Here is a 14745-nt window from a genome sequence, read left to right as displayed (position 1 = left end):
TCTGTATTTCAAAAATCCGCCTCAACTTATCGCTGAGACGGATTTCTTTATGATGTATAATTGTTTTAAAAACTAACTTCGTTTACTTCTTTTCCTCTTTGGAAATTCATGGTTTTCTGGTTGCCTTTATAAGCAATGTTCACCAAGTTAAATTGTTTTGGGAATGCACTCAATAGTATGGTATTTTTAATTCTAATCGTGCTGATATCCGTAATGCCACTGGCTTCAAAATAAACCCAAACCGATTCGCCATTCACTTGACTGCCTGTGAAGGTTAGTTTTTTTGCGCCTCCATTCACATACAAATCGAAGTTATTATTCACGTACTTTTTAACTTCTGCTTCAAATCCTGCGGTGTTTGGATTGATTTTTATCGCATCCGAAATATGGGCGGTGTTGAGTTTGGTAGTGAATTTCAGTGTTTTACTGGCTTCCAAATAATCAACCTTTGTCATTGATGAATAGAAGTCGGCCGCAGCAAAACTTAACAAGAGCATCAGTGCAAAAATCCAGGGAATATGTAAATATTTTTTCATTATAAGTAATTTGTAAAATGAATAATCTCAAATATAGTGCCAATTAGAAGTTTACGTTGACCTGGTATTTATCGTAAAACGCCTTTATATGGGCAACTGCGTCTTCGGCGGTGTCTACAACACGATACAAATTCAGATCTTCTTCAGAGATCATTCCGCTTTCTAATAAGGTATTTTTGAACCAGTCGAGTAAGCCCGACCAAAATTTAGAGCCAACCAAGACGATTGGGAATCTGCCAATTTTATTGGTTTGGATTAAAGTGATCGCTTCCATCAATTCATCAAGGGTTCCGAAACCGCCTGGCATCACGATAAAGCCCTGAGAATATTTCACAAAAATCACTTTTCTAATAAAAAAGTAATCAAAGTCAATGCTCAAGCCTTTATCAATAAAAGGATTGAAATGCTGTTCAAACGGCAAGTCAATATTTAGACCGATCGATTTACCACCTCCTTTTCTGGCGCCTTTATTCCCAGCTTCCATAATTCCGGGACCGCCGCCGGTGATAACTCCAAAACCAATTTCTGTAATTTTTTCGGCAATATCTACTGCGAGTTCGTAGCACGAGTCTGTGGTTTTCATTCGGGCAGATCCAAAGATGGATACACAAGGCCCAATTTTAGCCATTTTTTCATAACCGTCTACAAATTCAGCCATGATTTTAAAAACCATCCAACTGTCTTTGGTAATGGTTTCGTCCCAGGTTTTTTCTTTAAAAGAGTTTTGAACTTTTTGGTCAATTTCAAACTCATTTCCGGTAGCCAATTTCGTGGTTCCTTTGCCTCTTTTTATCTTGCTCATTTTTTATTTAAAATTTTTTTCAGCTTCCGTTATGGATTCTGGTCTTCCAACATCAATAATCCTAGCCGAATGTTCATAACCATGAATGCGCTCATGACTCATTAAATCTAAGTACTCTTCCATAATAGAAAACTTTCCGGTTCTTATTATTTTACTGAAAATCGCTGGATTTACGCAATGAATTCCACTGAACGCCAAAGGTTTAAATCCTTTGTTGAATTCTGCCAATCGCTGTTCGCCAGATTCTACATTTAGCCAACCTTTCAGAATCATTTCTGGATTGAAAAGAAGTTTTCGGGAACTTTTTCGGTCAGAGACTGCTAAAGTAGCAAAATCTTTTTGCTCTTGATGATATTCTACGAAATAATTTAAATCCAAATCTGTTAAAATATCTGCATTCATAATCAGAAAATCTTCGCCATGATCCAGGAATTTTCTTGCAAAAACCAATCCACCCCCAGTTTCCAGCAGCTGATCTTTCTCATCAGAGAGTTCAATATTAGAATTAAAATTATTATTTTTTTTCAGAAATGTGGCTATTTGATCACCATAATGATGAATATTAATCACAAAATCATTAATCCCGAAACGTTTTAAATATTTAATATTTCTCTCTAATAATGGGACTTCATTCACCAAGGCCAATGCTTTTGGATGATGATCGGTAAACGGTTTAAGTCGGGTGCCTTTTCCCGCTGCGAAGATGAGTGCTTTCATAAAAATGAGTAAGGAGTACTAAATAAAGGTTAATTAATTATAAATTACCTATTGCTCAGTACTTATTTGAGATTGATTAAGTTGAGGTTGCTCGTCATGATTTAATGTAACCGTTGTTTGTGGATATTTCTCACGGATAAATGCAGCGGTTTTTTCTGCAGCATAAACCGAACGGTGTTGGCCGCCCGTACACCCAAAATTAATTTGAAGATGCTCAAAATTGCGCCCAATATAATTATCGATATTAATAGAAACGATATTTTTCACCAATTCCAAAAATTTTGGCATTTCGGTTTTTGTTTCTAAATAGTCCTGAACACCGATTTCGCAACCGGTTTGAAGTTTGTACGCTTCGACTCTACCGGGATTCAGGATTCCGCGGCAATCGAAGGCAAAGCCGCCACCATTACCGGAACTGTCTTTTGGGATTCCTCCTTTTTTATAGGAAAAACTGTGTATTTCTATTTTTAAACTCATGTTCTATTTTAAATTTATAATTGAATAATGGCAATTTAACCAATAAGAATTAATTAAGAGGTTAAGGTCATTAAGTTATTTTTGACAAGTCAAAAATGTTGGATCCGAATTCAATTTTTACATTAAATATTAATCTGCTAGTTCTTTGAAATACTCACTTACAAGCGGTTTCAAAGATTTTGTAATGTTTGTTGTGAAGAAATTAATTAATAATCCTTGAGGTTTTTTTAAGATTTTCATGTAGGTAAGAAGTTGTGCTTCATGTACAGGCAAAGTTTCTTCTTGTGCTTTAATTTCAATTACGATGCAGTCATTTACTAATAAATCAACAATTACCTTCGTTCTCACCCCCACTCCTTCATAGATTATGGGAACTAAAAACTGCTGTTTTACATCAAACCCATTTTTCAGCAATTCGTATTTTAGTCATTCCTCATAAATGCTTTCCAATAATCCTGGCCCAAGGTTTTTGTGAACCTTGATTGCTAATCCTGTAATTTCATAAGATAACTGGGTCACTTCTTTTTTTGTCATCATTTTCTCGCATTTTTTATTCCTATATTTTCCTGAAGGGAAAAAGCTTAATCTTCTTAACTACTTAATGAGATCTTAATGGTTAAATTCTATTTTTTCAATCCTTCCCAATTATCATTGCAATTTTATTTTGCACTTCTTCTGATTTTAACTGCAAAATTAAATTTTTCAACTCAGGATATTCATCCATTTCATGCCATGAATTTGAAAATTGAATTAGGTTTTCAATGCCTATATCAAGGCTGGAAATAAAATGTTGTTTCCTTTGAATTAGTCCACGGAAACCATAAGCTCCCAAGACTTGTAGAAAACGGATCAGTTGAATCGGCTTTACTGAGTTTTTTAGTTGAGCTGCTTTTTCATCATTCCAGAAAGAGAAATAGTAATCCAGCATTTCATTTTTAAAAGCTTCTGGAAAATTTGCTTTTGCTTGAAATAAAAATGAAACAACATCGTACATTAATGGACCTTTCATCGCAGCTTGGTAATCAATAAAGAAAATTTCATCTTTATGGTTTACCATGATATTTCGTGCTTGAAAATCGCGCATCATAATACCTTGCGGTTCCAGGTTTTCTATTTTGGCGACCAATTTTTTGAATTCTAGTAAAAGAGAAGATTTATGATAAGGGATTTCTAAAACGTCAGCGATAAAACTTTTGAAATAGAAGAGATCATTGGTGATCGGCAGCTCATCATAGCTTTCGTATTCAAATGTTTTTGAATAATCAACTTTATTTTCTGTTTTAAGCTGTACTTCAGCCAATTGCTGCAATGTTTTTTTGACTAAGTTTTTTATGGTTTCGGTAAGCCCTTCTTTGTCGATGAGCTCTGATAAGGTGTTTTCACCTAGAAATTCCTGTATGTACAAATTTCGCGCTTCTGTGATTTTTAAAACTTTGGGGGCCTTAATGTTGAGGGTAGAAAACAAATCAGAGAAATAGTAGAAGCTTTCGTTTTCACGGTTATTTTCATTGAAGGTAATCAGGTATTTCTTGTTGTTGCTTTTGCCCACAAAATTGATTCTTGCAGAACCACTTTGGGCTAAGGTGGAAAACTCTTGTGCGGCTTCACCAGTATATTTTTCTAAAAAATCTTGTGCGTTTTGGTCAGTCATACTTTTACAAAGATAAGGAAAAACGTATTTTATAAAATAGTATATTTGTATTTATGTTTAATGATTTTAAGCCTGTTCTGAAAGTTCTTCTTCGATTCATCATTTTATATGTGGTGCTTGTTTTAGGCTATCAGTTTTATTTAAATACCTTTAAAAATGCCGGCTTGGACCCTTTTTCTACGTGGGCCATGCAGCAGGCTGATTTTCTTCAAAACCTTTTTGGCTATCCCTCGCAGATGGTAGAAGGCAAACCAGAAGATGAAACCACTTGGTTCTATGTAAGCGGACAATACGTTTCCCGTATGGTTGAAGGCTGCAATGCCATTTCCGTAATGATTTTGTTTCTGGCTTTTATCTTTGCTTTTTATGAGGGATTTAAAACTTTTATTTTTGCAGCTTTAGGGTTGGTCTTTCTTCATATCATCAATGTTTTGAGGATTGTTGGTTTAAATATTTTGATTGTTGAATTACCGCAATACACTAGAATGGGACATGATTATTTCTTTCCTGCCATTATTTACGGCAGCGTGGTTGTGCTTTGGTTGATCTGGATTAAGTTTTATGCGTTAAAAAATGTTCATAATGAAAATCCTTAATTGGTTTTTAGTGGCGGTTGCAATTTTGGGATTGGTCGGCGTGAGGATGGTTGAAGGTGAACTTTTCTACGATCCTTTTCAACAGTATTTTCACTTAGCCAGTAAGCACGCGCCTTTTCCGGATTTTAATTGGTTGCCTTTAATCCTCAATTATCTTTTTCGGTTTGGCCTTAATCTACTTTTGTCTGCTGCGGTTGTTTTTCTGATTTTTAAGAATAAACAATGGACCCTACAAGCTGTAGTTTTAATGTTGATTGTATTTGCGATCACTTTCCCCATCTATCTTTACTGTATTCAAACGCAATTTGAAATCGGGTATCTTTTTTCTTTTTATATGCGAAGATTTGTGATTCAACCGCTAATTTTGTTGCTGATTATCCCTTTGTTTTATTATCGAAAACATGTTAATTAAGGTCGTCTTTTAGAGAATGTTTGTCGACTTGAGCGATGGTTTTATTATTCCATTCTATTTTTTTCACAAAGGGTTTCTGCCTTGCCGGACACTCGTGTAAGGCGCAAATTTCGCAGGAAAATGATTTACAATCATCCAAATGAAAATTAAACTCGATGGTTCGGTCGGTGTTTTCACCAATCAGTTTGTACAGATCCTCCATTTCATTGTGGGCTTTTCTAAGTTCATAATACCAAGGTAGGGTAAAATGCGCATCGATATGCAGTCCGCTTCCGTGCTGTTGAATCCGCATATTGTGCAAATCTACCCACTGTGGTTTTCTTTTTTCGTTCAAGAATTTAGATAAATTCTGAAGCAGGTCCAAATCGGCTTCATCCATAATGCCGCTTAACGCTTTTCGAATGATTTTATAACCCACAACCATAATGTAAGCACCGAAAAGTAGGGCAACGACCGCATCAATCCAGTAGAGTTTGGTATAATAAACCAAGATTAAACTAATGACCACTCCAATAGTGGTAAAAGTGTCGCTTTGTAAATGTTTACCAGAACTTTGTAAAACCAAGGAGTTTTCTTTAATCCCTTTTTTGTAGGAAATATGACCCATCAAATAGTTGATAGCAGCGGTTGCTGCCACAATCCAAATTCCCCAATCTAATTGTTTCGGAATATTATCGTGTAAAAGGGAATCTACAGCTTGGATTATAATGATGATTCCTGCAAAAATAATCAAAGCACCTTCTACCCCCGAAGTCACAAACTCTACTTTTCCGTGACCATAAGGATGATCCACATCTTTCGGTTTTGCCGCTAGGTAGAGCGAATACAAACCCATGAAAGCCGCGATAATGTTCACAATACTTTCCATGGCATCAGAAAAAACAGCATCAGAATTGGTGAAATGCCAGGCCAGTAATTTTCCTAAAAAGAGAATAATACCAACGATGGCAACATTTCTTTGGAACGCGAAATTGGTTTTGGGAATATTTTTATTTTCTGACATGGTAGTTTTGCTTAGCTTATCACTAATGTTTCAAGGCTCTAATACATAAAAAATGCCCACTTTCTGTGAGCATTTTTATTAAACTAATTTGTTTTCGTAGAGGTATTCTGCGATTTGTACCGCATTGGTTGCAGCTCCTTTTCGAAGGTTATCTGCTACAATCCAAAGGTTTAAAGTTTTGGGTTGTGAGCGGTCTCTTCTAATTCTTCCCACAAACACTTCATCTTTTCCTTCCGAATACAAAGGCATCGGATAAATGTTATTTTTTACATCATCTAAAACAATGACGCCAGAAGTTTCAGAAAGGATTTTTTTCACTTCTTGCAAATCGAAATCATTTTCAAATTCAATATTTACGCTTTCTGAATGACCACCTTGAACCGGCACACGCACTGCGGTTGCGGTAATATTGAAACTGTCGTCACCCATAATTTTCTTAGGTTCCGTCATTAATTTTATTTCTTCTTTGGTGTAATCATCTTCTGCAAAAACATCACATTGCGGCAAGGCATTTTTGAAAATTTCATACGGGTAAACTTTTGTTCCTTCTTTATTCCCACTGATTTCATTATTCAGTTGATCAACTGCATTTTTGCCTGTCCCAGTGACCGATTGATAGGTAGAAACAATCACGCGTTTTACCTTATATTTTTGATTTAAAGGATGTAATACCATGACCAACTGAATCGTTGAGCAGTTTGGGTTTGCAATAATTTTATCGTCTTTGGATAACACTTCTGCATTAATTTCCGGTACGATTAGTCTCTTATCTGCAACCATTCTCCAGGCTGAGGAATTATCGATAACAGTTGTCCCGATGGCGGCAAATTTTGGTGCATATTCTAATGACGTTATTCCACCAGCAGAGAACAGAGCAATTTCGGGCTTTCGGTCTAAAGCATCTTGCATCGAAACAATTTCGAAGGCGGTACCTTTAAAAATAATTTTTTTACCGATTGATTTTACAGACGCGACAGGAATTAATTCGGTCACTGGAAAATTACGTTCTTCCAAAACCTTTAAAATGATTTGACCCACCATGCCGGTAGCGCCGACTACTGCTATTTTCATTAAGAATAATTGTTGTTAAAGTTAATTAGGCGAACATGGATGGGAAAACTTTCACCCAAGGAAAAGCGTAGGCAAATAAAGCAAAAGCAATTACGCCCATAATTACAATTTTCATTGCCAATGTTTCGTTGGTTTTCATGTATTTATTAATGATCGTCATTAAAACTACACCGATTAACATGGAAACCGGATGTTCTACATACGAGAATCTTGCCGCTGCATTGCTCATTAAAGTACCAGTTTCCAAGGCGCCTTTTAGCCCTGGAGAAAATACCAACATGAAAATACCAACGATCAATTGAACATGAAATAAAATCATGGTAATCAAAGTTGAGGTGCGCAATAATTTTTTGATTTTTCCGGAATAACCAAACATGGTGACCAATAATGCAACCACGAAGATAATGCCCGCAAGCAATATCAGATAAGCAAAACCTTTGTGTGCTTCAGTAATAATCTTAAATGTATCCATAGTAATTTTTGTTAAGGGCAAAGATAAAAAAAATCCCGAGGATTAAGTCAAGCTTATGGAAACTTAAAATGAACAAAAAAAAACTGCCTTACAATCTAAATTGTAAGGCAGTTTTTATAGATGGAAGGTGGTGTTAGAATGAATATTTAAATCCAAGCATTGCGCTCCACGTTGTAAATCTTGAACTTGCAGGTCTTGTTGGCCCTTTTACTAAATTTGCACCATCACGTAACATGGTAAAAGTTGGGTCTGGCGAAAGTGTACCAAATCTACCTAATACCGCTGCTCCGTATGAACTTACGTTGTTATCCTGAATTCCCCAGTCTGAGTTCAGCAAATTACCAAAGTTTAGTACATCCAATGTAATGGCTATTTTATCTCCTTTCTGAACCATATCTGTAAATAAGTTCTGCGCAATTCTTACATCAACACGGTTTAACCATGGTAACAAGAACTCATTTCGAGGAAGGATTTGACCTCTGTATTCTTCTAGGCCATTTTCAGCGATAAATCGATCAAAGGCTTCACGTTGTTGTTGTGCAGTGAATAAAGTGGTTGCTCCTTGCTTAATATCAGCAAATTTCATCACCTCTGATGCGTTCGGAATATACATTAGATCATTTGCAATACCATCACCATTCACATCATTAGAATAGTAATAAGAGAATCTACCTTGGTTTGATCCAGAATAGTACACTCCGATTGTTGTGTTTTTGATGTTATAGCTAATATTAGCAACAATTCTATGTGGAATTGCAAAGTTTGAAATACTCAACTCTTGTTGGTTCGGAGAATCAACAGTTGGTGAAGCTTGCCATGCTGAACTTGCACTAGATCCTGCGTTTGCAGAAATCTCCTTCGCTTCAGAGTACGTATAGAATACGGAGCCGGATAACCCTTTCCATGTTCTCATGTTTGCACCAAACGTTGCAGAGAATGCAGTTCCTTTAGTATCTGAATTTGTTAAAACAGTCGCACTGTTTGCGCCGATTTTATTGTTATACTGGTAAGATGCGACATTCGGGTAATACACTCGATCTTGATTGGTCATTCTTGCCGTAGATTCTTTTCTGTTTGCTCCATATTGGAAAACAGAATTTACATCTTTCGTATAAAGGATATCGGTGGTTAGTGTGAACACAGAATTTGGAATTTTGTAGTCAGCACCGAAGCTTGATCTCCATACAGATGGCATTTTGAAATCTTGATCAACCAAAGCAAATGATGCTGGCGCACCGTCTTTCGGACTGTTGATGAATACATTTCCTGCTCCTGCTGGCGGGTTGCTTACATAGTAATAAATGTCTTGTGGCTGGAATCTTACGTTTCCGATCCATCCTGCAACCTCAGCATAAGAACCTGGTTCTACGGTGTTTTGTAAAACTCCAGCATTGGTTGGCATATTGGTTAACCATACAAAAGGAACACGACCTGTGAAAATACCAGTACCTCCGCGTAATGTTAAGCTTCTGTCGCCCATTACGTCATAATTAAATCCTAAACGTGGAGAAAGAGAAACTTTAGATTTCGGCCATTCACCAGAAGAGTAGTTTTTAGGGTTTCCGTTTTTATCCAATAAATTTAAAGCGTCAATGGAAGGGTTGGCTGTTAAATCATTTAAATAGTTTGGAAGCTCAGCTCTTAAACCAACGGTAAAGTTAAATTTATCATTTACGGTGAATTTGTCTTGTAAATAAGCAGAAGCCAATCCGAAGTTTACTCTAGAATAAGTGTCTTGGTTTGCGTACGGATAAGTTAAACCAAACATAATTGGTGCAACCTCGTTAGCGGTACCTGTTTTCAAGAAATCTTCAACAGAAGCATATCGATAATACCCCGTTCCCATTCTGGTATACGAGTTACCAAATTTTTGAACTTCGTAAGCGATACCTGCCGTAAAGTTATTTCTTCCGGTAGTGTAGGTTAAGTTATTGGTAAAAGAGAAGTTATCATTCACAACATCGTTTAAGTAAGAAAATAATTCTGTACCGAAACTGATGTAGTTTCCACCTGTTGCAGAACCGTCCCAGATATCAACAAATGGGAAGAGTTTTTCAGATGGTGAAGTTCTTTTATCTTGAATTTTAGAGTATGTAAATAAAAGTTTATTGGAAATACTAGAGTTGAACGTTGAGTTTAATTCAGCCGTAACAGAACTTACGGTGTTTTCAAAACCATAATTACCTCCTTCAAAAGTCATTGCTTTATCACTTACACGTCCCCATGCAGATCTTGGTGCTGGGCCTGAAGAAGCGTTCGCAACTTGCATTGAAGTTCCTTTCAACATATTGTAACGAACTGCAAATTTATGCTTGTCGCTGATGTTCCAGTCAAAACGAGCCAAGAATTTATCTCCTTGTTGCTCTGCTTCATTAGCATAACCTTGGTAGCGACCAGGGTTGTAATCCCATCTGTTAATCAAGTGATTTTGAACTGCAATAAGGTCAGATTCTTTAACTCTTGAAATGTTATTTGCAGGATTAGAAATTCCATCTTGTGAAGCTCTCCAAAGGTTTGCTCCAGATGCATTAGCTCCTGTAGCTGTTTCTCTTTCTCCACTTACAAAGAAGAATAGTTTATTTTGTAAAATCGGTCCACCAACGGTGAAACCATTAGTAATTTTTGCACCAGAAACTTTTTGAATTTCTTCGCCATTAATTTTCCATCCGTTCAATTCTTTACCGTTATAATAACCATATAATGAACCGTGGAATTTATTGGTTCCAGATTTCGTAATGGCATTGATACCAGCACCGGTAAAACCAGATTGTGTAACGTCAAACGGTGCAATGTTAACAGAAATTTCTTGTATAGCATCTAAAGAAATTGGTTGTGAGTTACCACCCGGAAGTGGGCTGCCACTTAATCCAAAACCATTATTAAAATTCGCTCCATCAATTTGAAGGTTGTTGTAGCGAGCATCACGGCCTGCAAATGAGTTACCGTTTGCTTGGGGCGTTAATCTTGTAAATTCTGTAATACTTCTAGAACTTTGTGGAAGATCCTGAATTAGTTTTTGACCAATGTTCGTTGCAGCCCCCGTTTTGTTAAGGTTTCTACCACTGGTTCCTGTTAATACTACCTCGGCAATATTTGCTGTTTTTTCACCAAATACAGGATTCAATGCGAATGGTTGACCAAGTTCCAAGTAGACATCATCGTAAATCATTGGTTTTTCGTTACCGTAGGTAACCTCAACTTGGTAAGGACCACCAACACGCATGTTGGATAGGTTAAATACTCCTGCTGAATTTGCAGTAGCAGAATAAACCGTTCCTGATGGCATGTGCGTAGCCTTAATGGTTGCTCCGGTGCTTTTTTTACCATCAATGGTTGTTACTACACCAGACATGTTACTCGTGGTAACCTGAGCGTGTACAGAACCATACCCTGCAAATGCTAAAGCAGCAACAAGAACCGTTTTCTTAAGTGGATTAAAATTCATATCAGTTAATTTTATTATACTTTTTGATAATATATTTTGCAAAAATATCTAAATTATATGGTACTTTCGTTAACAAATTGTTAAATTTTAAAGTTTTGTTAATTTTTCGCCTATTTATCGGTAAGTCAAGCTATTAAAAATACTATTCTTTGCGTATTATTCTATTTAGAATTGCATGTTTTTGCAAAAGAGCCTTCATTAATTACAGTTTCAATAAATTATTTCACTGCCTTTAAACTCAGATCAATGTTCTCGGCGGAGTGGGTCAGCGCACCTGCAGAAATATAATCTACGCCCGTTTTTGCGACCTCTTTCAATTGGTCTCTGGTGATTCCTCCAGAGGCTTCAGTTTCACATTTTTTACCAATTATTTTCACGGCTTCAGCCATGGTCGAAATGTCCATATTGTCGAGCATGATGCGGTCTGCTCCTGCCTTTAAGGCTTCTTTTACCTCCTCTAAATTACGGGTCTCTACTTCTATTTTTAAAGGCTTCTTGATTTTCTCCGTATAACTTTTTGCCATTTTTACAGCATTCGTAATACTTCCATTATAATCAATATGATTGTCTTTCAACATGATCATATCATACAAGCCAAATCGGTGATTGGTTCCGCCGCCAATTGCTACGGCCCATTTTTCACACAATCTGAAATTGGGCGTTGTTTTTCTCGTGTCCAAAAGTTTGGTTTTTGTGCCCAATAATCGAGCATCCCAATCATGAGTCAGCGTGGCAATTCCGCTCATTCTTTGCATGCAGTTCAAAACAAACCGTTCTGTAGAAAGTATCGAACGTGCGCTTCCGGTCACAAAAAAGGCAATATCGCCCACTTTTGCTGCATCGCCATCTTTCAATAAACGCTCTACTTTTAAGTTTTTATCAAACTGCTTAAAGATTATCTCTGCCAATTCAACGCCCGCTAAAATACAATCCTGCTTCACCAAAAGTTTGGCTTGTTGTTGTAAATCTTTCGGAATCGTTGCCAAGGTTGAATGATCGCCATCTTGAATGTCTTCTTCTAAAGCATTTTTAATAAAGTTTTTTAAAGCCTCTTTCGAAACGTAAACCGGTTTTTTCATAAGTTTATTTTTTACAGTCCTTCAAGGTTTGTAGAACTTTGAAGGATGAGTTAATTTAAATGTTTTTCGCAATTTTTTTCTCATTTCTACTCCATTCACTCCATTCACTCCATGAACCTACATAAAGATTCGGGAGTTTAAAGCCGGCATAATCCAACGCCAATAAGGTGTGGCAGGCTGTAACCCCAGATCCACAATGAATAGCAATTTTTTCGGAAGGAATTTTTCCTAAAATTTCACTGTATTTTTTTCGGAGAATTTCCGGACTTTTAAAAGTTCCATCTTCATTTAGATTTTCCTTAAAAGGAATATTGATGGCGCCTGGAATATGTCCGGCAATTTCATCGATGGGTTCTGTTTTGCCGTCATAACGGTCTTTTTCGCGAACATCGATTACAAGATAGTCGGGATCTTCTGAATGTTTCTGAATGAAATTAAGGTCAACTTTCGGAAGTTTCCATTCTTTTAAAGAAATTTTTTCAGCAGTTTTGGCTTCAACCTTATTTGCGTTTACGGTTAATCCTTTTGCTTTTGCCATTTGAAGTCCGCCATTTAAAACCTGAACATTTTCGATTCCGGCAGCTTTTAACATCCACCAAAATCTTGCAGCAGAATTTGCCGCATTTTTATCATCATAAATTAAGACATGAGAATTTTCATCAATTCCTAAACGTTGTAAAACTTCTGCAAATTTTTCCAAACTGGGCAAGGGATGTCTTCCACCGTTTTTTGCATTTTTCGGGATTTCAGCTAAGTCGTTATTTAAATCTACATATAAAGCACCTTCTAAATGGTCAGATAAAAAATTTTCATATGCAGCATCGCCACTTCCGGCATTCACTATGACGAGATGTTTTTTATTTAAATTTTGAATTTCATTACTATTAATGAGGGGATTTATTTTCATTTTGTAAAATCTTTATTGTAAAAAGCGCCTTTGTTTTCGGTCATTTTTAGCGAGTGTTTGATAATCAGATAAGAGATATTGGTCAGGTTTCGCAGTTCTGATAGTTTCGGTGACATGATCGAGTAGTTGTATAATTCATTAACTGCATGAAAAATTTCTTCCTGCTTTTTTTTTGCCAAAAGTAATCGGTCATGGCTTCTTACGATACTTACCAAATCGCTCATCATTTCCTGTAATTGTCTTCTAAGGTACGAGACCATTACCATTTCATCCATTATTTTCATCCCTTCTTCGTTCCATTCCGGGACTGCTTTTAAATCATCAAAATTGAAATCATTGCTATTTAAAAGCTCCACTGTTTTCAACGCAGCGTTATGCCCGAAAACCATTCCTTCTAACAAGGAGTTGGAGGCCAGTCGATTAGCGCCATGGAGACCAGAATTGGTGCATTCTCCGACTGCAAATAAATTTTTGATGGAACTTTGTCCGTCCATATCAATATCGATTCCACCCATTAAGTAGTGACAAGCGGGAACCACTGGAATAAGTTGCGTAAAAGGATCGATGCCTTCATCAAGACATTTCTGATAAATATTGGGAAAATGTTCGATAAATTTTTGATGATCCATCTCCCGACAATCGAGGCCGACATAATCATCACCTGAAATTTTTAATTCATTATCAATGGCTCTGGCTACAATATCACGAGAAGCGAGTTCCTCACGTTCATCGTACTTATGCATGAATTTCTCGCCATCTTTAGTTCTAATTTTTGCGCCATCTCCACGAACCGCCTCGGAAATCAGAAACAACATTCCATCTCGTTTAGAAAATAAGGCGGTAGGATGAAACTGATAATATTGCATATTTGAAATTTTTCCACGCGCTCTGTGTACAAAGGCAATTCCGTCTCCTGTTGCGATAATCGGATTGGTGGTATTTTTATAAACGTGCCCCGCGCCACCCGTTGCAACCAACGTAATTTTTGCCGTAATTTTTTTGATGCTTTTGCTTTTTTCATCCAAAATATAGGCGCCATAACAGTCGATTTTCTCCTGGTCAAAAACCTTTCCAGGAACATGGTGCTGGGTTATTAAATCGATCACGTAATGGTGTGCCATGATTTTAATGTTCGGAGATCGGTTTACTGTTTCCAACAATGCGCGCTCGATTTCTTTTCCGGTAATGTCTTTATGATGTACAATGCGGTTTTCGGTATGTCCACCTTCTCTACCCAAGCTCAGGAGCCCGTCTTTTTGGTCAAAATTGGTTCCCCATTCTACCAATTCGCGAAACCGTTCGGGACCTTCTTCAATAACCATTTTCACAACCTCGAGCGTATTTTCTCCATCGCCGGCTCTCATGGTATCATCAATGTGTTTTTGGAATCCATCTTTATCAAAGTCGGTTACCACCGCCAAGCCGCCTTGTGCATATTTGGTGTTGCTTTCGTCTTCATCGGCTTTGGTCACAATGATGATTTTTGCTTCGGGCATTTTTTCGGAAATTTTTATTGCATAAGAAAGTCCGGAAATTCCGGAACCGATTACGAGTACGTCTGCTTTTATCATGGAGTT

At 36.9% G+C, this 14745-nt stretch carries 14 protein-coding genes and 1 pseudogene; 2 read left to right on the top strand and 13 right to left on the bottom strand.

Annotation, left to right across the window (positions count from 1 at the left end; genetic code table 11):
- Nucleotides 1–65: 65 nt before the first annotated feature.
- The 6 genes and pseudogenes from QWY78_RS07115 to QWY78_RS07090 all read right to left on the bottom strand — a co-directional run bounded on the left by QWY78_RS07115 (nt 66) and on the right by QWY78_RS07090 (nt 4183).
- A complete protein-coding gene (locus QWY78_RS07115) occupies nt 66–536 on the bottom strand; it encodes a DUF6702 family protein (RefSeq protein WP_290217965.1) in 471 nt (156 codons plus the stop codon).
- Between the two features lie 43 nt (nt 537–579).
- Nucleotides 580–1338, bottom strand: a complete 759-nt coding sequence (locus tag QWY78_RS07110) for an LOG family protein (RefSeq protein ID WP_290217963.1) — start codon at nt 1336–1338, stop codon at nt 580–582.
- Between the two features lie 3 nt (nt 1339–1341).
- The gene (locus tag QWY78_RS07105; RefSeq protein WP_290217962.1) at nt 1342–2055 is read right to left on the bottom strand and encodes a nucleotidyltransferase family protein; all 714 of its coding nucleotides are present in this window, start codon (nt 2053–2055) and stop codon (nt 1342–1344) included.
- A gap of 48 nt (nt 2056–2103) precedes the next feature.
- The gene (locus tag QWY78_RS07100) at nt 2104–2532 is read right to left on the bottom strand and encodes a RapZ C-terminal domain-containing protein (protein ID WP_290217960.1); all 429 of its coding nucleotides are present in this window, start codon (nt 2530–2532) and stop codon (nt 2104–2106) included.
- Nucleotides 2533–2661: 129 nt separating this feature from the next.
- Nucleotides 2662–3066, bottom strand: a pseudogene (locus QWY78_RS07095) (GxxExxY protein).
- A gap of 97 nt (nt 3067–3163) precedes the next feature.
- Nucleotides 3164–4183 (bottom strand): aminoglycoside phosphotransferase family protein, encoded by a 1020-nt coding sequence (locus QWY78_RS07090; RefSeq protein WP_290217958.1) that lies wholly within the window; start codon nt 4181–4183, stop codon nt 3164–3166.
- A gap of 53 nt (nt 4184–4236) precedes the next feature.
- Between QWY78_RS07090 and xrtF the strand changes: the two genes are divergently transcribed.
- Together xrtF and QWY78_RS07080 are read left to right on the top strand one after the other, a co-directional pair.
- On the top strand, nt 4237–4779 hold the full coding sequence (gene xrtF / locus QWY78_RS07085; RefSeq protein WP_290217956.1) for an exosortase family protein XrtF: 543 nt from the start codon (nt 4237–4239) through the stop codon (nt 4777–4779).
- On the top strand, nt 4766–5191 hold the full coding sequence (locus QWY78_RS07080) for an exosortase F system-associated membrane protein (RefSeq protein ID WP_290217954.1): 426 nt from the start codon (nt 4766–4768) through the stop codon (nt 5189–5191). Before xrtF ends, QWY78_RS07080 begins: the two co-directional genes overlap by 14 nt.
- Here the strand turns inward: QWY78_RS07080 and QWY78_RS07075 are convergent.
- The 7 genes from QWY78_RS07075 to nadB form a co-directional block, all read right to left on the bottom strand.
- Nucleotides 5184–6194, bottom strand: a complete 1011-nt coding sequence (locus QWY78_RS07075; RefSeq protein WP_290217952.1) for a cation diffusion facilitator family transporter — start codon at nt 6192–6194, stop codon at nt 5184–5186. The two genes, QWY78_RS07080 and QWY78_RS07075, sit on opposite strands and share 8 nt — an antisense overlap.
- 78 nt (nt 6195–6272) lie before the next feature.
- Nucleotides 6273–7265, bottom strand: coding sequence for an aspartate-semialdehyde dehydrogenase (locus tag QWY78_RS07070; RefSeq protein ID WP_290217950.1), 993 nt, complete (start codon nt 7263–7265; stop codon nt 6273–6275).
- 25 nt (nt 7266–7290) lie between these two features.
- A complete protein-coding gene (locus QWY78_RS07065) occupies nt 7291–7737 on the bottom strand; it encodes a hypothetical protein (protein WP_290217948.1) in 447 nt (148 codons plus the stop codon).
- Between the two features lie 133 nt (nt 7738–7870).
- The gene (locus QWY78_RS07060) at nt 7871–11182 is read right to left on the bottom strand and encodes a TonB-dependent receptor (RefSeq protein ID WP_290217946.1); all 3312 of its coding nucleotides are present in this window, start codon (nt 11180–11182) and stop codon (nt 7871–7873) included.
- Nucleotides 11183–11400: 218 nt separating this feature from the next.
- Nucleotides 11401–12261, bottom strand: a complete 861-nt coding sequence (gene nadC, locus QWY78_RS07055; protein ID WP_290217944.1) for a carboxylating nicotinate-nucleotide diphosphorylase — start codon at nt 12259–12261, stop codon at nt 11401–11403.
- A gap of 55 nt (nt 12262–12316) precedes the next feature.
- Nucleotides 12317–13168 (bottom strand): sulfurtransferase, encoded by an 852-nt coding sequence (locus tag QWY78_RS07050; RefSeq protein WP_290217942.1) that lies wholly within the window; start codon nt 13166–13168, stop codon nt 12317–12319.
- Complete coding sequence (gene nadB, locus QWY78_RS07045) at nt 13165–14739, bottom strand: L-aspartate oxidase (protein WP_290217940.1); 1575 nt, start codon at nt 14737–14739, stop codon at nt 13165–13167. The genes QWY78_RS07050 and nadB overlap by 4 nt, the downstream gene beginning before the upstream one ends.
- Nucleotides 14740–14745 lie beyond the last annotated feature (6 nt).

Origin of the sequence: Kaistella yonginensis (assembly GCF_030409525.1) — a bacterium.
Taxonomy (GTDB): Bacteria; Bacteroidota; Bacteroidia; order Flavobacteriales; family Weeksellaceae; genus Kaistella; species Kaistella yonginensis.
The sequence above is the reverse complement of the archived record's forward strand: the minus strand, read 5'-3'. Positions and strand labels throughout refer to the sequence as shown.

Coding starts and splice junctions, on each gene's coding strand:
- nadB (WP_290217940.1), bottom strand. CDS start 14,739: ATGATAAAAGCAGACGTACTCGTAATCGGTTCCGGAATTTCCGGACTT.
- nadC (WP_290217944.1), bottom strand. CDS start 12,261: ATGAAAAAACCGGTTTACGTTTCGAAAGAGGCTTTAAAAAACTTTATT.
- QWY78_RS07070 (WP_290217950.1), bottom strand. CDS start 7,265: ATGAAAATAGCAGTAGTCGGCGCTACCGGCATGGTGGGTCAAATCATT.
- QWY78_RS07050 (WP_290217942.1), bottom strand. CDS start 13,168: ATGAAAATAAATCCCCTCATTAATAGTAATGAAATTCAAAATTTAAAT.
- QWY78_RS07100 (WP_290217960.1), bottom strand. CDS start 2,532: ATGAGTTTAAAAATAGAAATACACAGTTTTTCCTATAAAAAAGGAGGA.
- QWY78_RS07065 (WP_290217948.1), bottom strand. CDS start 7,737: ATGGATACATTTAAGATTATTACTGAAGCACACAAAGGTTTTGCTTAT.
- QWY78_RS07110 (WP_290217963.1), bottom strand. CDS start 1,338: ATGAGCAAGATAAAAAGAGGCAAAGGAACCACGAAATTGGCTACCGGA.
- QWY78_RS07105 (WP_290217962.1), bottom strand. CDS start 2,055: ATGAAAGCACTCATCTTCGCAGCGGGAAAAGGCACCCGACTTAAACCG.
- QWY78_RS07115 (WP_290217965.1), bottom strand. CDS start 536: ATGAAAAAATATTTACATATTCCCTGGATTTTTGCACTGATGCTCTTG.
- xrtF (WP_290217956.1), top strand. CDS start 4,237: ATGTTTAATGATTTTAAGCCTGTTCTGAAAGTTCTTCTTCGATTCATC.
- QWY78_RS07090 (WP_290217958.1), bottom strand. CDS start 4,183: ATGACTGACCAAAACGCACAAGATTTTTTAGAAAAATATACTGGTGAA.
- QWY78_RS07060 (WP_290217946.1), bottom strand. CDS start 11,182: ATGAATTTTAATCCACTTAAGAAAACGGTTCTTGTTGCTGCTTTAGCA.
- QWY78_RS07075 (WP_290217952.1), bottom strand. CDS start 6,194: ATGTCAGAAAATAAAAATATTCCCAAAACCAATTTCGCGTTCCAAAGA.
- QWY78_RS07080 (WP_290217954.1), top strand. CDS start 4,766: ATGAAAATCCTTAATTGGTTTTTAGTGGCGGTTGCAATTTTGGGATTG.